This window comes from Treponema socranskii subsp. socranskii VPI DR56BR1116 = ATCC 35536, from assembly GCF_000468115.1.
Taxonomy (GTDB): Bacteria; Spirochaetota; Spirochaetia; order Treponematales; family Treponemataceae; genus Treponema_D; species Treponema_D socranskii.
Genome location: NZ_AVQI01000050.1, coordinates 146107 through 170216, shown reverse-complemented (window position 1 = coordinate 170216; position 24110 = coordinate 146107). Strand labels below are relative to the sequence as shown.

11 protein-coding genes and 2 pseudogenes are annotated in these 24110 nt (G+C 46.4%); 11 read left to right on the top strand and 2 right to left on the bottom strand.

All coding sequences use genetic code 11. The features are described 5' to 3' along the window. Window positions 1-189: 189 nt before the first annotated feature. The 5 genes from HMPREF0860_RS06990 to HMPREF0860_RS06970 all read left to right on the top strand — a co-directional run bounded on the left by HMPREF0860_RS06990 (window position 190) and on the right by HMPREF0860_RS06970 (window position 13867). Entirely contained in the window at window positions 190-5052 is a 4863-nt protein-coding gene (locus tag HMPREF0860_RS06990; protein ID WP_021330383.1) for a leucine-rich repeat domain-containing protein, read from the top strand. Between the two features lie 82 nt (window positions 5053-5134). Continuing rightward, complete coding sequence (locus HMPREF0860_RS06985; RefSeq protein WP_021330386.1) at window positions 5135-6001, top strand: Rpn family recombination-promoting nuclease/putative transposase; 867 nt, start codon at window positions 5135-5137, stop codon at window positions 5999-6001. A gap of 124 nt (window positions 6002-6125) precedes the next feature. Next, window positions 6126-7697, top strand: coding sequence for a bifunctional metallophosphatase/5'-nucleotidase (locus HMPREF0860_RS06980; RefSeq protein ID WP_021330391.1), 1572 nt, complete (start codon window positions 6126-6128; stop codon window positions 7695-7697). 160 nt (window positions 7698-7857) lie between these two features. Next, window positions 7858-8715: a 5'-nucleotidase, lipoprotein e(P4) family gene (locus HMPREF0860_RS06975; protein WP_021330381.1), complete on the top strand. Its 858-nt coding sequence runs from the start codon at window positions 7858-7860 to the stop codon at window positions 8713-8715. Between the two features lie 478 nt (window positions 8716-9193). Then, on the top strand, window positions 9194-13867 hold the full coding sequence (locus HMPREF0860_RS06970; protein WP_021330373.1) for an Ig-like domain-containing protein: 4674 nt from the start codon (window positions 9194-9196) through the stop codon (window positions 13865-13867). Between the two features lie 234 nt (window positions 13868-14101). Here the strand turns inward: HMPREF0860_RS06970 and HMPREF0860_RS14120 are convergent, their stop codons facing one another. Next, the gene (locus HMPREF0860_RS14120) at window positions 14102-14287 is read right to left on the bottom strand and encodes a hypothetical protein (RefSeq protein ID WP_231364344.1); all 186 of its coding nucleotides are present in this window, start codon (window positions 14285-14287) and stop codon (window positions 14102-14104) included. 319 nt (window positions 14288-14606) lie between these two features. On the opposite strand from HMPREF0860_RS14120, the gene HMPREF0860_RS06965 reads away from it, so the two are divergent. The 3 genes from HMPREF0860_RS06965 (at window position 14607) to HMPREF0860_RS06960 (ending at window position 21745) form a co-directional block, all read left to right on the top strand. Next, window positions 14607-20414: a hypothetical protein gene (locus HMPREF0860_RS06965; RefSeq protein WP_231364337.1), complete on the top strand. Its 5808-nt coding sequence runs from the start codon at window positions 14607-14609 to the stop codon at window positions 20412-20414. 213 nt (window positions 20415-20627) lie between these two features. Then, entirely contained in the window at window positions 20628-20768 is a 141-nt protein-coding gene (locus tag HMPREF0860_RS13800; RefSeq protein WP_021329408.1) for a hypothetical protein, read from the top strand. A 278-nt stretch (window positions 20769-21046) separates the two neighbouring features. After that, window positions 21047-21745 carry a DUF3800 domain-containing protein gene (locus HMPREF0860_RS06960; RefSeq protein WP_021329451.1) on the top strand — a complete coding sequence of 233 codons (699 nt, stop codon included), beginning with the start codon at window positions 21047-21049 and terminating at the stop codon, window positions 21743-21745. Window positions 21746-22062: 317 nt separating this feature from the next. On the opposite strand, the pseudogene HMPREF0860_RS06955 reads toward HMPREF0860_RS06960, so the two are convergent. Beyond that, window positions 22063-22752, bottom strand: a pseudogene (locus HMPREF0860_RS06955) (Rpn family recombination-promoting nuclease/putative transposase). A gap of 368 nt (window positions 22753-23120) precedes the next feature. On the opposite strand from HMPREF0860_RS06955, the gene HMPREF0860_RS13585 reads away from it, so the two are divergent. From HMPREF0860_RS13585 to HMPREF0860_RS14240, 3 genes and pseudogenes are all read left to right on the top strand, one after another. Beyond that, complete coding sequence (locus HMPREF0860_RS13585; protein ID WP_021329496.1) at window positions 23121-23378, top strand: type II toxin-antitoxin system HicA family toxin; 258 nt, start codon at window positions 23121-23123, stop codon at window positions 23376-23378. After that, window positions 23375-23725, top strand: a complete 351-nt coding sequence (locus HMPREF0860_RS06950) for a type II toxin-antitoxin system HicB family antitoxin (protein ID WP_021329492.1) — start codon at window positions 23375-23377, stop codon at window positions 23723-23725. The genes HMPREF0860_RS13585 and HMPREF0860_RS06950 overlap by 4 nt, the downstream gene beginning before the upstream one ends. 107 nt (window positions 23726-23832) lie before the next feature. After that, window positions 23833-24015, top strand: a pseudogene (locus tag HMPREF0860_RS14240) (YgiT-type zinc finger protein); the annotation flags it as partial. Window positions 24016-24110: the final 95 nt, after the last annotated feature.

Genomic DNA, 24110 nt, shown 5'->3' with positions numbered 1-24110 from the left:
AAACACCGATCGACAGGTATTTTCGAAAGCCGTCAAAAATATCTGCGCTTGACTTTTACGTTTTTACATCGGACCGGACGCTCTCCCTGCAACTGCAATTCCGAAACCGGCGGATGCATTTATTGCATATTCCGACTTCCCGCCGCCGGAATTTGAGATAGAGATATGTATAGAACAAGGAAATGTGTAATGCGTAAAATCGGTACGGTACTTATCGGCGTTGCTTCGGCAGCGGCATTGTTGACTATAACCGCTTGCAAAGAGCTTTTTGCGGACATAGAAGAGGATTTTTCGTATTGGGCGGCGGAAGTTGTTACGACGGACTACAGCATCGATAAACAGACCCGGTTGATAGGCGGTGTGTCGTGCGTACCGTCCGCCGACCACGCAACGGTTACGATTAAACTGCGCAATCCCAAAAACTTTAGGCTCGTTACGCCTACGTCATCCGCAAATGCGCAAAACGTTATCAGCTTTCCCGACCTTTCGCCGCAGCCGACATACGGCACGGATTATACCCTGATTCAAACCGCAAACGATAAACTGGAACTCAAATACGATGCGGCTTTTTTGCAAACGCACGAGTGGAGTGACGGCGATATAGGTCCCGAAATTACCCTTGTTTCCACAGACGGCAGAAAGTTCAATAAAAAGTTTCGTCTAAACTTGAAAGTGAACACCGCCCCTGCTTTGGAGTACGCAGGAATCGGAAAAACGGTAACGGCTGATTCGGACGGTAACTATTTTTATGTGCTTTTATTCCGCGCAAAAGATATGGGCACAACGATAGGCGGTCAGAGTGTACATAAAGACATCAATGCAATGAACGTTACGGCGGGCGGCATATCGCTTCCCGCTATTACTTTGAGCGTAACAGGTACGGATTTTGCACCGGGCGGAGATCTTTTAGCGGCAGGCGCGGTACAAAAACTTAAACCTTCCGATCCTAATCTTCCTACGGGGAGCGGGTTTCTCCGCTTAAAAACCGATGTGAAAGTCGGCGGTCCTGAAAAAGTATACGATGTCAGCATAAAAGACGAACAAGGCTTAAGTTCCGAAGTGATACGGGCAAGTACCCAAAAAAACAAGCTGTCCGATGTGGAATTGCTTGACGGCTTAACCCCAATAGCGGGAACAACGGATCTCAATCCGAAAGTATTCGGGGGCATGAGCATAAAAACCTTAACGGCAAAGACCTCTTCCGCCGGCGCCGGCATAACGGGAAGCATCGCAAAGCGCAACAGCGGCGGCACTTGGACACAGATAAGCGGCGGGACGGTAAGCGGCACAACGCCTGTTACGATAAACTTACCGGCACTCGGCACAAGCGAAAACGAAGCGCTCTACAAAATTACCCTGAAAGCGCAGTTAAGCGGCTACGACGACAGCGACTCAAAAGACTTCTTTATTAAATCGGTACGGCAGGAGCTTCCCGTCCTTAAACTGAAGCAGGACTTTAACGACACCGGTAATACCTATTTGCACTGTATCAGTGCAGGTACTAAAGCCTATGTTAGCGAAGACATCATTCCCGATGCGGGATACTATAACAGCTCTTCAAATCCGCTGGTTATTTATGCCGCCGACAGCAGCTCACCTACACCTAAGCTTGTGCTTAGGGCGTCCGCAGGTACAATGGTGAACTATGATGAGAACGATACCGGTATAGACCACTTGTCGGCAGCACCGGCTGAAATACAATTATCCGGTACAGGTACATACAAAATCAAAGTATGGACTGTAAAGGACGGAATAGCAGGCCCCGGCACCACCGTGCATTTTGAGGTAAAAACCGCTGTGGATACCTATACCGAGCTTAAAAACGTTGTCCAAAACGCTCCCGAGCACGGTACGGGGTCAGGGCAGTATGATTATGCCGACCCCATAGATATTAGAATCGACACCGACCTGAACGCTTCCTCCGCCGATACCGAAATAGCGGTAACGGGCGGCAAAGATCTGATGCTGTCAGGTTCGCCATTCGGCACCGTCCGCACCGTCAACGCAGGCGGTCTTGGGCGCATCCTTAAAATAAGTGACAGCGACACGGAGCTTACGCTGAGTAATATAAAGCTTACAGGCGGCCATGCCGCCGACGGAAAAGGCGGGGCGGTTTGCGTCGAAACCGGATGCTCGCTTTGGCTGTACGGTAAGACCGTCATTATCCCGTCAACGGGAGGCGATACAAACACGAGGGGCAAAAACGACGTGTATCTTGCAGACGGCGCCAAAATCAAGCTGGACGACGCTTTGCAGAGTCCTGAGCCTATTGTTGCCCGCATTACGCCCGAACACTACAACGACGGGGATGAGGTGCTTGGCGGCGGCAGTATAGGGTCCGGTACACCGCCAAACTACACTAAGTTCACCGTAACGCAGACAGACGACGGCTTCTTATGGAAAATACAGAGTGACGGAAAGCTGAAAAAGGCACCCGGCGTTATAAACGGCACGGAGGGCGGCGCATGGAAAAAGTTGAAAGACGCGGTTGCCGCCGCTCAAGACGGAGATACCATCAAGATAAGCGGCACAATTACGGCAAAAAACGGCGGCAGCGATAACAGAGGCAAAATAGACATCAACAAAAACCTGACGATAGAAAAGGCCGACGGAGCGGCATCTGCCGGGCTGAACGCAAACCGTGATAATCTCGGCACGAATGCGCACCCCATCTTCCGCGTATCGGGCGGCAAAACGCTTACCCTTAAAAACCTGACGCTTACAGGCGGCAAAGGTATATCCGGAACATTCGGCGGCGCCATTAATGTTACCGGCGGCAGCAGCACGGCGGAACTTGAGGGCTGCACTATCGAAGACTGTCAAGCGGAAAAAGGCGGAGCTATCGGATGCGGCACGGACACCGAAATAAAGCTTACAAACACACGCATTAAAAACTGCACAGCGCACACGGCGGCCAATACCGGCACAGGCGGCGCAATCTATGCAGAAGGTGCAACCGTTACCATGACAGGCTGTACCCTTACGGGCAACAAAGCAGACAAACAAGGCGGTGCAATCTGCGCGGAAAAGACCGGCGCTCCGTCGTCCGCCCCCTCCACCGTAACCATCGAAGGCGGTACCATCGGCGGCATGGGTACAAATGACGCAAACACGGCAACCGGCACCGGAGCAAACGAAGGCCAAGGCGGCGGCATCTATATCAACGAGACCTGCACCTTGACGATGAAAGCTCCCGCGGGCAGCCCGGCGCAGGGCGTACAGCTTATCGGCAACAAAGCAGCCAAAGAAGGCGGCGGTATATACGCAAAAAACGCAACTGTCAACATAACAAGCTGCACCTTTACGGGCAACGAAGCGGCGAATGGCGGTGCGGTTTATGTCATTGCAGGAGATAGAAAACTTACGCTTACAGCTGTAAACATGAACAACAATCACGCTGAATTAAAAGGCGGTGCCGTTTATTTTGTAGGACGGAGCGGCAATCCGAATACGGAATTGACCGTACAAGGCGGCGAGTTTACCGGTAACAAAGCAACAGATACTTCTCCGGGAGAAGGCGGTGCCTTTGCCCTTATCACTGCAAACGCTCTGATGGAAGGTGTAAAAATAAAACAAAACTTTGCACGCCAGGGGGCAGGCATTTGTGTAGGAACAGACGGTTCGGGAACTACCAAACTTACCTTAACGGATTCCGGTACTTATGGCCTTACCGAAATCTCCAATAACGGAACCTTGGGTACTCTTACCGCTGAGAACGGAGGCGGCATCTATTTTATTGACGGTACTTTAGATATAAAGAACGGGGTACATATTAAGCAAAACAAGGCTCAAAACGGCGGCGGTATCTATGTGATAGATGCCTCTTGCAGTATGTTCACAAGTTCGTCTTCTTCCGTTCCCGAAATAAGCGGAAATACGGCTACAGCCTTCGGAGCCGGCATATATCTGCACAAAAGTTCGGATACTACACGTTTGACTATGAGCGGCGGTAAAATAAGCGGGAACCGCGTAGTTGATACAACCGGAAATCTAACAGGAGAGGGCGGCGGTATTTATACTGAATTGGCTGCCGAAATCAGACTTAACAAAGGCACCATAGAAAACAATCAGGCAGAAAAGGGTGGTGCCGTTTATGCCAATCCCCAATGCGATTTTTCGATGAAAAATTCCGCCCGCATTACGCCTTCAAGCGGTTCCGATAAAGACAAGCCGGGACAAAACGATGTGTATTTGGCGGAACATGCATCCGGCAATGAAAAAATAAAACTTGACGGTGCATTGACAGGAACTGCACCCGTCGCACGCATTACAGTAGCGGACAGCCAATACAACTCGAGTACGCAAGTGCTTGACGGTAGCGCAGTCGGCACGAACTATACCAAGTTCGCCGTAACGCCGAAAATCGTAGGCGGCACCCCGCAGCCGTGGACGGTCGGCGGAAACGGCTATCTCAAACAGGGTAGATATACGGAAGTACCGTATGGTCAGTTGGAAGCCTACCTTGCCAATGCTTCGGCAACCGAAGTAAATTATATCGAAGTAACCGGTATATCCGCAGCGGACTTAAAGGGTACATACGCGTCACCCCCGGATCCCGGACCACTCGGAGAACTGCTAAAAAAAGACCTCTCTAAAAAAGTTGCGCTTAAACTGCCATCCGGCCTTTCCGTTAACGATATGAGCGCTTGTTTTTCTCAGTGTACAAACCTTGTTTCTTTTGAAAACTTTCCTTCTAACGTTACGGATATGCGAGCTTGTTTTTACGACTGTGAAAATTTAACTACAGTTCCCGCTATTCCTGCAAGCGTTACGGATATTCAGGAGTGTTTTCGTTACTGTAAAAAATTAACTACAGGTCCCGATATTCCTTCAGGGGTTTTTAATATGACAAGCTGTTTTCAAGGCTGTGAAAAATTAGAAAGAGTAAAACTTAATTGCAATTATAACAGCTTTAATTTTGGCTCCGCTTTTAGATACTGCGACTCCTTGCCGAACGGGGGAATACAGGTGCCTTTGGCCCAGCTTGGAACCTATAAGGCTAATGCGGGCACTATGGGAACAACGGCGGATAAGTTTTCTGCAATACCTTAATTAAACGGATGGTTCACCCCTGTAGGGGTGAACGAGCTATCCCCATAGGGCAGAGGTGTGTGGTATAATGCAGGGGTATGATATGAGTACGGCAAACAGAAAATACAAGGATTCGGTATTTGTCGACCTTTTTGCAGAAGATGAAAAGGCGAAGGAAAACTTTTTGTCGTTGTATAATGCCCTGCACGGAACGAACCTGCAGCTTTCTTGTCCCGTAGAAAATATAAGGCTTGATAATGTTATGTACATGAACATAATCAATGATGTTTCCTGCCTTGTAGACAATAAAATCATCGTATTGGCTGAACACCAATCTACAATAAATGAAAATATGCCCCTGCGTTTTTTAGAATACATCGCAAGGCTGTATGAAAAACTGCAAGCACCGACAGATAGATATTTAAGAAAGCTGTCAAAAATACCTACTCCTGAATTCTATGTCTTTTACAACGGCAAGGAAGATTATCCTAAAACTGCGGTTCTGAAACTTTCCGATGCCTTTATAACAAAACCCGAACAGTTACCGCTGGAACTTGAAGTAAAAGTGCTTAATATCAATACGGACAAGGCAAATAAAATCCTAACAGCCTGTAAACCGCTTGAAGAATACAGCTTGTTTGTAGAGGAAGTGAGAAAGCAAACACAACTCGACAGCGAAAACGGCTTTACCAATGCGGTAAAGATATGCATAGAAAAAGGAATTTTAAAAGAATACTTACAGCGAAAATCGCGGGAGGTAATCAATATGTTAGTAGCGGAATATGACTATGATACGGACATCGCAGTACAGAGAGAAGAAAGTCTAAGGATTGGTATACAACAAGGCTTTTCCGATGGAGCATACCAAAAAGCTCTCGAAACGGCAAAGATATTAAAACAACTCGGTGATTCCGTAAAAAAAATAATGCAAGCAACCGGCCTTACCGAAGAAGAAGTGGAAAGCGTTTAGTCATCGTAAAGCTGAAACCACCGCCGTCCGTAGCGCAGGGTAAGTGCGGGAGTATGCTGCAGCATAATGCAGGGGTGTGCGGAACGATACGGCGCATAATTATTCGTAAACTTATGGAGGTAATATGAAAAAACGATTCGGAATGATTATCGCTGCGGCAGCCGCGGCGATCGCTCTCTTTGCAAGCAGTTGTGCAAGCACGCCTGCTCCCCGACGCAGCGACGGCAAAGCGCATGAGCTCGTCATCCTTCACGTAAACGATACGCACGGCGCCGTTTTGGCAACGAAAGACGGTGTCGGCGGGCTCGTATCCATGGCGACGTTTATCAAGCAGGTACGCGCACAAAACAAAAACGTGCTCGTGCTCCATGCGGGAGACGTAAACACGGGGTCTGCGCTTTCGAATATGTTCAACGCGGAACCGGACATCATGAGTTTCAATAAAATGGGATTCGATGCGATAGTGCTCGGAAACCACGAATTCGACGGAACGCTCGCAAAGCTCGAACGGCAGATAAAAATTGCCGAATTCCCGTGGCTGTCCGCGAACATCAAGCGCGGCGGACACTACCTCGTCAAACCGTATATCATTAAAGATTACGACGGCTTCCGCGTCGCGGTCATCGGATTGACGACGCTGCGCACGCTCGTCATCGCAAGCCCCGACAAGAGTCTCACCTTTATCGATGAAATCGAAGCGGCAAAGCAGATGGTAAAAAGAGTACGCGAAAAAGAAAAAGCCGATATCGTCATCATCGACGGACACCTCGGCGACGTTCCGGAAACGGAAACGCAGAATACGTCGGTAAAGCTCGCCGAACGGGTTTCGGGCATCGATTTGATCGTCGACGGTCACTCGCACTCCTATTTTGAAATGCCGAAAATCATCAACGGCGTACCGATCGTCACCGCAAACGAATACGGGAAATACGTCGGTGACGGAGTTATGACGATCAAAGACGGCAAAGTGACGAATTTTACGTGGAAAGCCGTTCCGATTACGCTCAAAGCCTTCCCGCCCGATCCCGACGTCGAAGCGCTTTTGAAACCCTATGTCGATAAAGCGAACGCGTCGCTGAAAGAAGTCGTCATGAAAACGACGGCTGCTTTCGAATTCGGAAAACGCCTCACGCGCTACCGAGAAATGGCGCTCGGCGATCTCGTGACGGATGCGATGGTCGACTATCTGAAAACGACCGGCGTAACCGTCGACGGTGCGATTACGAACGGCGGCGGCATCCGCGCTCCGCTTCCTGCGGGCAGCGTTACGCGGGAAAACATTCTCACCGTTTTGCCCTTTGAAAACTATGTGTACGTGCTCACGCTGAAAGGCGAAGACGTCGTTAAGCTCTTCGATTTTATCGGAAGCATCAAACAGGGAGCCGGTGCCTTTACGCAGGTTTCAAAAGAGATCCGCTACACGATCACCTATGACGCGGACGGCAACGGCAAAATCGGCGGTGTGACAATCGGCGGAAAACCGATCGACAAAAACCGAACCTATCGCTTTGCGACGAACGATTATATGGCAAAGGGCGGCGACGGCTATACGGTGTTGAAAACTTCGATCGACACCTACAACACGTCGATGCTCATCAGCACGGTCGTCATGGAATACGCGCAGAGGCTCGAGGGCGCGGTCACGCCTTCGACCGACGGACGCATTACGCTTGTAGGCGGAAAACTGCCCGAGTGACATACCGCGGAAAACGGTTGCGCGTTTTTTTATCAAAACATTCTCGATTTCTTGCAAAACCGCGTCCGGTGCTGTAAAATTAAAAAAACTCGTTACGGCATCGGCGTCGTTTTTCGGCATTGAAGCCGTATACTTTTATTACATACATCAGGAGGTTATGATGAAACGCATAACAAAATCGATTTCGGAAATTTTTATCGGCGCGATTTTTTTCGCATTGTGTACGACCGCTTTAGGGGCGGCGGAAAAACCGAAGCAGGCAGCTGCGGCGAAAAATGAAGCGGACGAAGTATTGCTCGCGGAACAGGGGATGCAGGCGTTCAACTGGATGCAGCAATCGGGCGAATACCGCGCGCTCGCATATCAAGCGTTCAATGCGGCAAAAGCGGCGTTCGATGCGGCCGCTCCGGCAAACGGCATGAAAAAAGCGGTCGTCGTCGATCTCGACGAAACGATGATCGATAATTCCGCCGAAGGCGCGAGCCGCCTGCTCGAACACAAGGGATTCGATCCCGCGTCTTGGACGACGTGGTGCAAAGCCGAACAGGCGCGCGCGATTCCCGGAGCCGTCGAATTTGCAAATTACGTTAATTCGCACGGCGGCAAAATGTTTTACGTTTCGAACCGTACGGCCGGTGCGGAATATCAGCCGACGGTTAATAATTTAAAAGCGCTCGGCTTTACCGGCGTCGATGAAACATCGATGCTCTTAAAAGACAAAGAGTCGAAAAAAACGGGACGCTTTGAACAGGTGGAAAAAGCCGGTTACGAAATCGTCGTCTTTATCGGCGACAATCTGGACGATTTCGCCTTTACGGGAGAAACATATCATCAGCTCAACGATGTACGCCGTGCGGCCGTCGACAAATACAAAGCCGACTTCGGCATAAAATACATCGTTTTGCCGAATCCCCTCTACGGAAATTGGGAAGGAGGACTGAACGTCGATTATTATAAAACCGATGCGGCCGGTAAGCTGAAGATCCGCAGAGATAATTTAAAAGTTTGGAAAAAATAATTCTACGGCCGGAAAAAGGGCAGTCTTAAAAGTCGGTTACTTTTTCGGCAGCCTGTCGATACGGGGTGCTGCGGTAAAACGTGCGCAATGTGTGTGCGGCGATACGCCGCCCCGTTTCGAAAAAGACAAAACCGTCTCTGCCGAAACGCACTGCATATCGATATTTATATAATAAACAGGGTACGCTGCTATTACAACTACACATAAACGCTTGCATTTTTTTTGCTTCTTTGCTATAATTTAGAGTAATTAGATACTTTAGAGTATTTTAATTAAAAATATTTTAGTACAGAATATGACAGAATTAACTGTTCGCCGTTTTGGGCAAATACTCTTCGGCCGCAATGTCCCGACGTAAAGATTTCGAAAGGGCGCGCCGATAATGGAGCGAATCGATGTTTTTATCGGCCGGTACCTACTTTGAACAGTCGTTTGAAAATCGTTTATCGGTTATACTTACTATAATTAAGGGAGTTTTATGAAACAACTTGCATGTATCATTTGCTTTTGCTGCACATTAGGCGGTATCTACGCATTCGGTTCCAGAGATATAACCGAAACCGAACTCAGGCCGTTGGAAAGCTGGCAGGAAACGGTAGATATTTCGGCGAAAAAAAAAGGAAAATACAATATCCTCATAACGGCTCGCGATATCGCCGGCAATGTCGGTTATGCGAGCCCTTTTAATATGTACATAGATCCCGCTTCGGATTTACCCGTTACGTCGATCGCTTTTCCCGGTTCGGGCGCGGCCGTAAGCGGCAATGTGGATATCGTCGGAACCTGTTATGACGACGATGAGGTTTCGAGCGTTTCGCTCCGCATCGACGGCGGCGAACAAATATATACGGCTAAGGGTACGGAGTTTTGGTCGTACGCGCTCGATACGGCGTCTTTAGCCGAAGGCGTGCACACCGTCGAAGTGTGGGGTGTCGATGTAAACGGTATTCAGGGAAAAAGCGTAAAGACTTCGTTTAATTTGAACAGACGACAGCCGGTCACGGACGTTACGAATACCGGAGCCGGTACTTTGGTGTCCGGTACCGTGCAGCTGGAAGGAACGGTTGAAGACGGAAACGGTATAGATCGCCTATTTTATTCGCTCGACAACGGGAACAAATTTGAAGAAGTACGCCTTTCACACAATAAAAAACTGAATCGTTCGTTTTTTAAACTCGACGTAAAAACGGGACTGCTCTCCGACGGCCCGAACGTATGCTGGTTTAAAGCGGTCGATAAACAGGGTTCGACGGGAATCTACACTTTTTTATTCTTTGTCGACAATGTTGCACCGACCCTTTCGTTTATCTATCCGGACGATGAAACCGAAACCGTTTCAAGCGTTTTTTCCGTTGCGGGTAAAGTCTCCGACGGTACGGGACTCGAATCGCTTTCGTGGATATGCGGAAAAGAAAGCGGAGACATCCCCGTAACGCCGGGCAACGATTATTGGGTTAAAGAATTCGATTTTACCCGTACAAGTGCAAAATCGGTTATCATCGAATTCGTTGCAAAAGACGTTGCGGGAAACGTCGTGAGAGAGAGAAAGAAGATTGAAATCGATAAAGCGAAAGACAAGCCCGATTTGGAAATCGCAAGTCCGAAAGGGAACGAAAAAATAGACGGCACGCTTTTTATCTCCGGTTTGGGATACGCAAACGCGTCGGAAATCCGTTATAGAATCGACAAGGGTGAAGAAAAAACCGTCGCTGTATCCGAATCGTCGGGCACCTTTGCCGCGACCGAAGACGAACTTTCCGCGGGAAACCATACGCTTATTGCGTACGCCGTACGCGCCGATGGAACGGCGGGAAACGCGCATACCGTTCAATTCTCTTCAATAGGAAAAGCGCCCGTCATCTCGTTTGAATCGGGCGGCACTGTCATTCCTTTGTACGGCGCGCAAAATAAAGTTTCGACTGCCGTCCGCATTAAAGCCGAAGCGGGCTTGCGCGAAGTACTTGTCGGTTTTAACGGCGAAGAAGAAAAAGCGTTCGCCCTTAAAGAAGGTCAAACCGAATTCACCGTGCGGCCGCCCGTAAACGAAAAAATGAGCGCAGGCATATACGAGATATCCGTGAGCGCAACGGATACGGCAGACCGTGTCGTACGGCAAAAACTGCTCATCGGCATTGCAGGTAGCGCCGCTTCAAGCGATTCCGCTGCGTTTGCGTGGGCGGGAAGACGGCTTGGAAACGCTACGGTTCTTGAAGCGGATGAGTTTTTAACCGGCTTGTATTATTCGGCCGAAGGTGCGCAGATCGAAAGCGTCGAATTGTCCGGCTCCGCGGAACTCGCTTGCGAAGTTGAAGGAAACGTTGTAAAAATCGCTGCGGCAAAAGACGGAACATATAACGGCGTCCGCGTGACGATACGCACAAGCGACGGCGAAGAAATGACGAGCGAAAGCGTCGATATACTGGTCGATACGGCTTTCCCCGTCATAACGCTCGAACAATCCGCATCATCGTCGTACGTAAAGGATTCGATCGCATTTTCAGGAAGCGTGAGCGGCACGTCGTTCCCGCTTGAATACAGCCTGACGTCTGCGTCTTCGGACGAAGTTTTAACGGGAACGCTCGAAAGCCGCTTTCAAAAAACACTTGATGTAAAAGGCTTTCCCGACGGAGCGCTCCTCCTCACCGTCGTCGCTTCGGACAGCGTCGGCAAAAAAACTTCGGAACACAGGATTTTCATAAAAGACACCGAAGCGCCGGACGTGCGTATGGTGATGCCCGCAAACGGCGATAAAGTAAACGGTTCGGTAACGGCGGCTTTTAAAATCAGCGAAAAATTCGGCGGCGTAAAAGCCGAATACAAAGCCGAAGATAAGAATTCCGCATGGAAGGAATTTCCGTATGCGTCGCTTTCGAATGTCGTTATCGGCACCGCATCGGAACCGATAAGCAAAAATATGAAGTTCCGCTTTACCGACGCCGCAGGAAACGCAAAGCTTATCGATACGTACGATTTCGATATCGATACTGCTGCAGACGCTCCGATTGTCGAAATACATCTGCCGTTTGAAAATCAGATTATCGTCGAAGACTTCGAGATTTCGGGTATCGTGTACGATGACGACGCTCCGGCAAAAATTCATTACAAGATCGACAATGCGCCGTATACGACGCTCGACGTCACGCATACGTTTTCTATTCCGGTCGCTCTCTCGTCTTTGACCGACAACGAACATACGATCAGCATATACGGTGAAGACATTTACGGCGTAAAAAGCGCGCCGGTCGAACGCAAAATCAGAGTGTCTCTCGAAAAACCTGTCGCGCACATGATTTCGCCCGATATCAACGAAACGGTAAAGGGTCTCATAACGATAGGCGGTACGGCTTCCGACGGAAACGGTATCGGAGAAGTATACATATCGGTGAATAACGGAAACAGTTTTCTGCGTACCGAAGGAGCGGAAAAATGGAGCTATTCGCTCAACACGCAGGTTATCGGCGACGGCACCCACGTCGTGCTCATCAAAACGATCGACAAGTACGGATTGGAATCGGTATCGTCGACTTTGATCAATACCGATAACACTCCGCCTTCATTGGAAATCGAATATCCTTTGGCGGGCTCGACGCTTGAAAAAGATTTGTTTGTATCCGGTCAGGCGTGGGACAATATTTCGCTTGAAGGCGTAACGCTGAAAATAAAGAGCCTTTCGAATACGACGGTTCCGGCATCTCTCGCACAGATAAAATTGAAAACGGAATTGCTTATCGCCGAAAGCATCGATATCGCCTCTTTACCGGAAGGCCGTTACAATTTGGAAATATCGGGCGTCGACAAAGCGGGCAATACGAACGAAGCGGCCGTAAACTTCGACGTCTCTCGAAAGGCGGATAAAAATAAAATAGAGTTACTGTACCCCTTAAACGGCGAAACCCTGTGCGGCGAATTCAACGTGTACGGCCGTGTAGATCCCTCTTCGAACATACAACAAGTATCGCTGTTTATAGACGGAACACAGATAACGACATCCGATGTATCCAAAACGTCTTACGTATCGTTTCAATTGAATTCCGATGTCATAAGCGAAGGTACGCATACGATTGAAATAAAGGGAATTCTTCCCGCAAACCAAACGGTGATTTCAAGCGGGGTTTCCATGCAGTACAACGAAGACGGCCCGTGGATCACGATCGACAACCTTGCGATGGGAGACTTTGCGATCGACCGTCCGTATCTAAAAGGCAGGGCGGGCTACGCCGTTTCGCAAGCGGAAAAAGACGCCGCCTTTGCCAAAGACGCATCGGCGGATGCGAAACACCTTTTTGCGTCGAAGCGCTTAAAGCAAGTTGAAGTGAGTTTCAACAACGGACGAACCTTCGCTCCCGCAAAACTCAAAAACGGTTGGCAGTACCGGATCGAAACGGAAGACTTGGTCGAAGGTAATCATTTTTTGCTTGTGCGTGCCGTCATGGAAAACAAAGAAGTCGCGATATGCAGGACGATTATACAAATAGACAAAACGGCTCCCGACATAACGCTGATTTCGCCCGGCAAAGGCGGACGCTATAACGGAAGCATATCGTTTACCGGTTTAACGCGGGATAATATTGCACTGCAAGAGGCAAGCGCCGCGCTGCGCAAAGGCGACAAAGCGACGTACGGAGTGCCCAAATTCATACAGGGCTTGCATTTCGAACTCGGCTTTTGGGGCGCGACGCTGTGGAACGCCGGTATCGGTTTAAGCTTTTTCGACGACAACGTAAAACTGCAGTTCCATTACGGGCAGTTTACGCAAAGTCAATTCGACTGGTTTTATAAAACGCAAGACCGCTCGCTGCGGCAGATCCGTTACGGCGGACACGTGGGCTCTATAAAACTTTTGGCGAACGTATTCGAACTGCCCTTCGGCTATTATTTCGGACCCGATTGGCAGTGGCTCTATTTGAACGTAGCGGTCGGCGCGCAGTTTTCGCTGTTCAGCGAAACGCAAAGCGGAAAGCCCCAAGTGCTTTCGGCCGGTTTGGTTCAAGTGGAATTTCCGCGCGTAAAGCTGCACAAGCGGCAACGCTTCAGCTCATTCTCGTTCTTTACCGAGGGGCAGCTGTGGTTTATTCCGACCGATGTCGACGGACCGTCGATAAAATCCGTTATGCCGCATATAGCAGGCGGTGTTCGTGTTAATGTATTTTAAGCGGTAAGAGATATATACAAAGGGGGTGTCGTAAAAGTGATTGCTTTTTCGACAGCCTCTTACTAGGAGGAAGGTTATGAAAAATACAATATTAAAAAATAAAAACAGGCGAACGGGGCGCGGATTTTTGTATGCTGCACTGCTGTTTGCGACGTTGATTGTATGCACGGCTTGTCCGCAGTACGTTTCGTTGGGCGGAGGCATAGATATTTTGCCTCCGAGCGGCGAAATCACTTATCCCGATGCGGGTGAAACTCCGATACGCGGAAGCTTTGTGTTAAAAGGCACGGCAAAAGACGACGAAGGCGTACAAGCGGTTTCGATTGTGTTTGAAAACATCGAAACGAAAGCGAAGACGCGTTCCTTTCCGGCCGAACTTTCATCCCCGAGTGCGTACAGTACATCGTGGACTGCAAACATAAACAACGAATCTACGGAAACGGAAGCCGCGCCTCATGAACTCGTAAAAATCTATCCCATACCCGACGGCGAATATACGGCCATCGTTACCGTTACCGACAGCGGCGGCAAAACGTCAAACTTTACGAAAAATTATAAAATCGACAATACGCCGCCGGTGTTTATCGTATCGAGGCCGTCGACGGTTGTAGAGGTAACCGATCCGACGACTCCGCAGGCGGACGGTTACGGAGCGATCTTTTCGGTCGTAGGGCAAGCAGGGGAAAAAAATACCGTTGAAAAGCTGAATGTGTATGTTCCGGGAACGCCGCCGATCGATATGACCAATATGTTTGTCGGCAACAATATAAACGCGCAAGTTGCCGTTTACACTCCTACAGATGCTTTATACGGTTTACAGGCACAGGATAAAACGAAGCCTATCAGAAGCGAATTGTATTTATACGACAATGCCCGCGAATATACAGGCGACAACGCTTCAGGCGAAGGCAATAAAGCCGATTGGTACTATTTGTGGGATGACATATATACCGCTGTTATCGCAAAGGGGTATACGCCCGAAGTGATCAGCGATTATTTTGCCGGTAAAAAAGGGTCGGATAAAGACGATCACGATAAAAAAATAAAAGCATTGCGCGGCGACACGGCTGCTTTGGCTGCGCTTAAAACGGCGATGATAAAAATGAGCGAAAAGCGCAGCACTTTTAAACTGGAACCGAGCAAATCGCCGGGATTTAAAGTTATCGGCATAAAGAATTTGCCCGGAAATTCGTTAAACGTTTCGCAAGCGTCTTCACTGCTGTTTAAGTCGGGAAACGAAACGGCATTTTCGGTAGAGCTTATCCGCAACAAAGACAATACTCCGCTGGTTGAAGGTTCCGGCCTTGCGGCATATAAAGCAAGCAATATCGAAATCGTTTTGTTAAAGTGGAACGGAACCGGTACGCCGGAAGCCAGCTTTAAAAACGGTACAAATCTTGAGGAAAAATCGCTTGTAAAATTTTCCGAGCTGACGGACACAAGCCGTATCACGATGGAAGACGGAAAATTGCGCGTAAAATGTACATTCGATACGTCTTGGGGTGAAGGTAAATATGCCGTAAAGGTGAAGGGTACCGATACTATCGGAGGCGATCCGCACCGCTTTGAAGCGTATGACGATTCCAATACGGCGAGCGGCGGATTTTATATTATAAACTTCCTTGCCGTCGGAACAGGTCCTAGAATACGACCGATCCGTCCGCAAGGGTTTAAAAAGGCAAATGCAAAATTCGTCCTTGCAGCTGATGTTACCGGAATCGATACAACAACCGGTCACGTCTATTGCAATATAGGTGCGAACGTTAACGATAGTGATATAGAACTTAAAAAAGCCTCTGCAGCAGCCAATGATCCGCGATATGAAGTAGAAGTTGAAATAGTTAAAGAATCGGGAAAGTACGTTATAAAATGGAAGGATCCTGCCGGAGTATCTAAACAAAAAGAACTTCCGGTCGGGTTTTCAGACGGAACTCATATAATTCACTTTTTAGGTAAAGCGGGTTCAGGTTCAACCGATACGGATAAAACAGACTTTACCTTTGATACAAAGGCACCGACGGTGGAGATAACAAGTCCCGATTTATCGAGAAGTCAGAGCGGTGATTTTACTATGCGCGGCTCGGTTATCGATACACCCAGCGGTGTAAAGAGCATAAAATATATCGTCGGTAAGCGAGATACCAACGATATAACGGTAAAACCGTCTGAAACCTCTACGGAATGGAAACCGCTTAGTTTGTCGGGAGATACGTGGGCTATCGGCTTTACCGGCACGGATAATATCACTCAAAAAGCCAAAGCTGAAACGCTTGGTAAAAAGGTTGAAGGGCTCGCAGCGGGAGTTGAACTGTATGATATTCCGATCTTCTTTTTAGTTGAGGATAAAGCAGGTGAAAGTACGCAAAAAGGCAATATCGATATTATCCTAAGAATAATAAGAGTAGACCCTAACGGAGATATCCCTGAAGTAACGGTGTTAACACCTGAGAAGGATAAAGTTTTAGGCGGTACGATCACTATTTCGGGTACCGTGAGTGTACCCAATCCTGCGGCGGGACAAGTCGGTTCCGTGTGGATTCAAATCACCGATAAAACAAAAACAGGGCATCCCGATCAACCTGATTTTGACCAGAGTGCCATGTTCGGCACAACCGACTGGTGTCCTTCCGGCGGAAAACAGTTAACCTCATATACGGCGGGAAGTCCGTATTGGTCTCAGGAAATAAATAGCGGTAAAGAATTTAATCCTCCGGGCGATACTCCGCGAACTATTTGGTTCAGATTGCGAGGTAAAAATACCGGTGGAGTCGAAGGGCAGTGGACATCACCCGTTAAAATCAAAATCGATAAAACCGCTCCGACCATTACCGGTATGAAGGTTGCGACGAGCGGTAATATCAATACGTCCGTCCCTTCAGGTCCGCTTAACCCTGAAAACCAAACCTATGTTTCAAATATGTGGATAAAAGGAGATGCGCTTTATCTATGTGCGGAATTGGCGCATAGTGCAGGTATAGAAATGATCTCTATAAGCGGTAACTACACTTCTCCGACTTCTTTGGTGGGCGATAGTCAAATAACCGGCTATAAGATCCATAATCAGCAATGCTTTGTACAAAACGGTAACAATTATAAAATGCAGATCCCGTTAAAAACTACGGCAAGCCCCGGAAGCAATAACGGCTTTACGATCAATATCACGATAAAAGCAAAGAAGTTGGATCCGACTGCAAGTGATCTGACGGCTTCAGATTCATTCTCTTTTAAATACGATAACAGTGCTCCTACAGCTGTGTTCGGTACAAAAATAGCTTCGTCGGGCACCGTACAGGTGAGCGAAACTTCGTTTACCGATCCTGCGTTGATAGGAAAAACAAATATCGACGCTTCAACAACGAAGTTTTTTGCTTCAGGCGAGGATATTGCAATTACCGGCTTCGACAGAAGCATCGGCAAGGTTACGCTTGCCTCCGCTCCGGCGCATCCCACAAAGGGTTATCTTATCTACAGCCCTATTGAATATCTGCGGCCTGATGGCACCGGCAAGGTCGGCGTGTTTGGTGCTGCATACGATGTAGGCGCGGGAGTTGAAAGGGTCAAAGTAAACTATAACAACGCTTCTGCAACCGAAATTACTTTAGAGGTACCGAGCGGCGTGCAAACGGATGTCGGCAGCGGAGATGTCAACTTTGTAACATGGAAAGGAGTGATCGATGTAGGCAGCTTTGCCGACGGTAAAGGAAAAATCGTTATTACTCCGATTGACCGTGCAAATAATGAGCATGCTCCGATTGAAGTACCGGTAAAACTGAAGAAAAATTCATTGAAGATAAGTTCTGTAGAGCTGGGAACGGATATTAACCGAAACGGCACTATTGCTAATGCCGGTGAAACCAAAACGTTGGCTCTGACCTATGATGCCGATAAGCCTAACGGTATCGACAGCGAAAAATACGATTGGCACGGTAAAGCCGATGGGGATGTCTTCAGGTTTAAAAATAATAAGTCGCAGATTAAAGTGGGTATATCCGGCGGGAACGGAACTAAAAAGTATACGTTGAAATGCTTAACAAACGGTCAGGATGTATACGGGTTAACTGCTTTACCCTCAGATGGTATCATTACGCTGAATGCGGCTGATTTTACTAAAATAGGTCAAAGCGACGATCTTAGTACGACTAATCCCAAAAAGCGTAAGCTGCTTTTGACACTCTGGGATTCCGCGTCAGGTTTAACCTGCGGTACCGATACTTGGATGGCAGAACTGGAACTGGAGGTTATCGTCGATACAAAGGACAGAATTGCGCCGACAAACGAGATAGATCCGTTTAAGTGGGTTTCCGAAACTGAAAACAGCTTGTACGGCAACAGCCGCGATAACGGACACATCGAAATAGGAACTGGTTTACCAAGCACGTTTAACCAAGTAAACGGTCTTATGGACAAAGACGATAAAGTTTCCGGCAAGATAAGCATTACGGGAACTGCACATGACGATCAGGTTATTACGGAAATTTGGGCAAAGATAGACGGCTTTACGTTTACCGGCGGAACACCTGGCACAGGTGCGGATGCAGGATATACGAAACTTGCGGCCTTTACGTTAGGTTCATTTTCAGATGTAGGGAACTTTAACGCACATGGCTGGCACTTCAGTGTCGTATCGAGTGACTTCAGTGTGGAAACCGGTCATACCGTTAAATGGCGGCTCGATTGGAATACCGCAAAGATAACAGGCGTTGTCGGAACCGATAAAACGATTACGATCAAGGTGAAAGATACAAACCAGGCTAATGAGGTTGCAAAAAATCGTAGAGTCGATATTGTACCGTATATTACCGCTGTCAGCAGAAATAGTACATACAATACAAACAGAGCGAGAAGCGGTGCCATACCTTTGCTCCACGGGGAAACAGGCAATACGCTTACAGGCTTTAACTTTGCTGATGGAAGCGGAACCTCTTTAAAGATTACGGAACATAAAGACGGAACCGGTTCTTCAGTTGCAATGGACAATCTTACTTTAAGTGGTGATAAGAAGAGTTTTACCTTTACAGTACCCGATACGGCAAAAGACGGATATCTGCATCTTGTTGTAAACGGTGTTGACGCGGTGAATAATACAAATGCGTATACTGCAAGCAATATGGAAGATTCCAGTACATACGGAACCGCAAAACATTCCGACGACAGGCTTGTGCATATCTGGCGTGTAAATAAGGAAGATACGTTTAAGGGCAGCAAAAATGCCATCTATCCGGCAATGAGCAAAGGAACCGGCGGAACGCTGTATGCTTCGTTCAGTAATTATTCAAAGTCGGAAGTGTATTATTCAAATGAATTTACAGGAACTAGTGCTGTTGAAGTGGGAGGAACCGGTACGACGACGTTATTTACCGGATACGATCCGCCGGAAGAAACCGATATAACCGTTAACGGAACGGAAGTAAACGTACTGTATGCTGCAAATTATCATGGAGGAACTCCTTACAAATGGGGTATTGGAGTACCTGGTTCTCCGTGGAATGATACCAATCCTGAAAATGCGGGCGGTATATATCTTTATGATAAAGATGCTGTTAATACGGATGTCGGTAATTATAATAACGCTAAAATGTACCGTTTTGAACTGTTTACCTACGATAATGAGTTGCAGCAGTTTAAAAACATACGGACCGTACGTTCCGAGAATAACATCTATGTTGTCTATTATGACAGATTAACCGGAGCCGTAAAATTCTCATGGGTAGACGACAGCAAAACACCGGATACAAGCCTCAAGGCGCTTCCGTGGTGCGTTATAGACGGAAATACCGATGTAACCGATACGAATGGAACGGTTCCGGATCATCCGGCGGACTCATTTACATTTGTAAGCCCCGACGGTTCAACTTATGCATCTCCGTATGTACTGAGCGCTTCTGCTTTTGAAGACGGACTTTCCGTTTCACATACGGTGTGGGAATCCATTGCCGTTGCGACAACTACACAGGGCTATCCCATAGTAGTGTATATGGATGCTACTACGGGAAGATTGCGCCTTGCAAGAAGTACGTCAAAACAGCCCAAGTCATCAAGCGATTGGAAGATTCAGAGCGTTCTCGCTTCTTCAGATCCGAACGGTAAGCTTGCAAGCAATTACATAAATGCATGTATCGGCACTGACGGCTATCTGCATATCGCGTTCCAAAACACCAAGGGGCAGCTCGTGTACGTAAAATCTAAAGATAGGTCCGATACCGGTTCGACAAAGTATACGTTTGAAAAGTCGGAAGTGTTGGATGATTCCGGTATGTTTATAGATATGACTATGAACGACGCGACTCCGTATATCTCGTATGTGTCCCGTCCCAACTCGTATGATGCTATCCGCATTGCCTATAAAGCATCTATGGACTTCGGTAATATGGGAACGGATGTGGAAGGCTGGGAGACAATGACTGCGCCTCTTAACGAGCGCGCTGCAAACAGCCGTATTTGTATTGAAACGAAAGCAAAGTATTTCGGCACTACAGAAGAAATGCCTGTTGCCGTAGGATTTACCACCGGTTCCGATTACCGTGCGGCGTTCTATGTAGGAAAGTAAAAAAAACGCAGAAAATAAAAAACGGGCTGCTCCGAAATACGGGGCAGCCCGTTTTGACTATGAAATGGCGGTGTTGACGAAGTAAAAGAAGCAACGGCCGGTAAGCGGATGCTTGCCGGCTGTTTTTATATGAAAGGTGCGGTGTTCCGAGTCGTTCGGATAAAAGGGTTTGCAAAAGTGAAAGAGTAAGGGGATAATACAGGTGGGAATATTATGACTGCCGCAATGAAGCAGCGTGCCGGCGACGCACGTGCTTGTGTTGCCGTTGCTCCTGCGAGCGTAACAACATGGAAGGCGGCGGTAGGTTATACGCCGGGCAGCGTATATCGTGTCGTAAAGTACATAGGAAAGTAGGTACTTTTGTAAGGTAAAATCTTTAATCCCCCGTCGGGTTTCCGGCGGGGGATTTTTTATGTGATGGGGGAAACAGCGAAGAGTGCGGCAGGTTGGGTGAGGGGATCGGTATGAAGTGTCGGATGGAACTGCCACAGGGCGGAAAATTAAAACGAAATATGAAATATTGACTTTAGTATGAAATATGTGTATATTTTGAAGTAGGGTCAAGAGTGCTGCCTTTAAGCGGTGCGTCGAGTTTTCTCGCTTGGCTCTCTTTTTTTGTCTGGAGGATTTTCATGTATTTACTATACGTCGATGATTCAGGAGTAACTTCAGACCCAAATGTAAAATATAGTGTTCTAGCTGGCTTTGCAACTTTTGAAAATCAAACATATTGGATTCAAAAAGCTGTAGATGATATTATGCTAAAATATATAGGCAGGGCAGATTTAGAATTACATGCAAGTCCTATAAGAAGCGGAAGAGGTATATGGAGAAGTTTTCCAAAAGAAAATAGAGAATCCATTTTAAGGGAATGCCTTGATTACGTAAAAAATAACTATCCTCGTCAGTTTATTCTTTTTGGTGCAGTAATTGATAACTCAACAGAAAATGTACCTGAGAATCTGTTTACACAAATCACAAGCCGGTTTGATAAATTCTTAAAAAGAAAATACCTAAAGAATGAAGAATCAGCACGTGGTTTAGCCGTTTTTGATAAATCAAAAATGGAAAATCAATATCAGAACTGGTCAAAGATTTATCAAACGCTGGGAAATCAATGGAAAGAAAAGTTAAACAATTTTTCAGAAGTTCCATTGTTTTTAGATTCGGAAATGTCTCGCTCTATACAAATTGCTGATTTAATAGCATTTTCATTATTCAGAAATTTTGAATATAATGATGATACATATTACTCAATAATTAAGGATTGCTTTGATAAAGAAAAAAATCTACAACATGGATTATATCTTTTGGAAAAAAATAGCATATAATTTTCACAAGCAACGGTATCCGGCAGTGCGGAAAAGGTCAGCGGTAAGTTTTATCATCGACCGATTGCATTATAGCTTTTCGATTTCAGATTTGGAAAGTCCCGTCATCAGACAAATTTCTGCCGGTGGATAGTTTCGCTCGAGCATAATTTTTTCCGTTTCAAGTGCTTTCCGGTAAGAGCCGTCTCCGGTGGTTTCCCGTTCATATACGATAAAAAAGGTATCGGATAACGAGCAATTATTTTATTGTATAGGGAAAGTCTCTGTAGCTTTGCGGTTGCGAATGTAAGGTAAAATTTTTAATTCCCCATTATTCGTTAGCTCAGCGTTTCTATCTCCTGTACGGTTAAGCCGGTTACTCGTGCGATATTTTCTCGTGATAGTCCAAAATGCAGGAGATTTTTTGCTGTTTCGAGTGCTTTTTGGCGAGAGCCTTGAGATATCCCTTTGGCAAAGGCTATTTTGCCTGCTTCTTCTCTTTGTACCGCAATATCCGTATCATAGTCATATTCTGCCACTAACATATTGATTACCTCCCGCGATTTTCTTTTACCTCAGGCTCCAGCGGCACTTGTTCAGGTTTTACAATAAAAGCATCGGATAGTTTTCACACTGTAGTTTCAGGGTAGTCGTTTAATCCATTGTAAAAGACATAGAACTCAGGTGTCGGTATTTTTGATAGTGCCCTTAAATACCTGTCGGTTGGTTTTTGCAGTTTTTCATACAGTCTTGCGATGTACTGCAAAAAGCGTAGAGGCATATTCTCGTTTATAGTAGACTGATGTTCAGCAAGTACGATAATCTTATTGTCGACAAGGCAGGAAACATCGTTGATGATGTTCATATACATGACATTATCAAGCTTTATGTTTTCTACCGGGCATGAAAGCTGTAGATTGGTATTATGCAAGGCATTATACAGCGACAAAAAATTCTCTTTTGCCTTTTCATCTTCACTGAAAGTCAACAAATACCGAGTCTTTATATTTTCTGTTTGCCGTACTCATAGCTGTTCTCCCTTGCGTACTGCAGTGTAGCATAGATGATAGGATTTTGGAAGATATCTGTTTGTTGTCGCAGTGTCCCCAAAAGAAAATACCTGAAGAATGAATAATCGGTACGCGGTTTCAGAAATCTCTGTTATTATTTATTAACGATAAGAAAAATTAGATAACATAGTGCTTTTATACGGCGGGTCAAGCCTGCCATCTTCTTACACCGATAAGATCTGGAAAATTTTATGAATTTATTATATACTAGAATTGTAATGAAGTATTTGCTCGACACGCATACAATTCTTTGGTATTTATATAGTAGATTATAATTATAACCAAAAAACAGTTGCAATTATAACATATATAGAGTATTATTAGATATGAGCCAAAAAGAAAAACTTATAAAAAGGCTTTTAAATAAACCGGTTGATTTTACATATGATGAATTAAGGAAATTATTAGGAAAACTGGGCTATAAAGAAAGTCAAAGTGGGAAAACGTCAGGTTCTCGAGTAGCGTTTTTTAATGAAAAAACAGGGCACATTATTCGGCTTCATAAACCGCATCCGAAAAATGTATTAAAACAATACCAAATAGAGCAACTTGTAGAAGAACTGACAACAAGAGGATTAATATGAAAGATATCTTACAGTATAAAGATTTTATAGGTTCCGTTCATTTCAATGCCGCTGATGAAATTTTTTTCGGAAAAATAGAAGGCATTGACGATCTGGTGTCTTTTGAAGGAAATACGGTCAGTGAATTGAAACAAGCCTTTGAAGAAGCTGTAAATGATTACATAATTTTATGTAAAGCGAGCGGTAAAAGAATAGAGAAATCATACAAAGGCAGTTTTAATGTTCGTATTGCGCCGGAGTTGCATAAAAAGGCGAAACTGTTATCGGTAATGCAAGGTATATCATTAAATCAATTCATACAAAAAGCAGTCGAGCAAGAAGTAATACGTGAATCACTGACTAATTAAGGATTTCTCATCCACTGTGATGGACTTCTATTTCACAAAGAGGAGAAATTAATATGAAATGTCCGATTTGCAAGCTCGAAGAGATGTAAGAGGGTTTTACACAAGTTGTACTTACTCGCGGCAATGCGACAGTTATTTTCCGGAATGTTCCGGAAAAAATTTGTGACAACTGCGGAGAATATTATCTTGACGAGCATACAACACAAAATATTTATAATCGGGCAGATAATTGCTTTGCATTCGGACAAGAAGTTGCAATTATGGAATATAAGCAAGCGGTTTTTGCATAGTTTTGTTCTTTCCGGCAGTGAGTTTTGACTATGAATGGCAGTGTTGACGAAGTAAAAGAAGCAAAGGCCGGCAAATATCAGCTTACCGGCTGTTT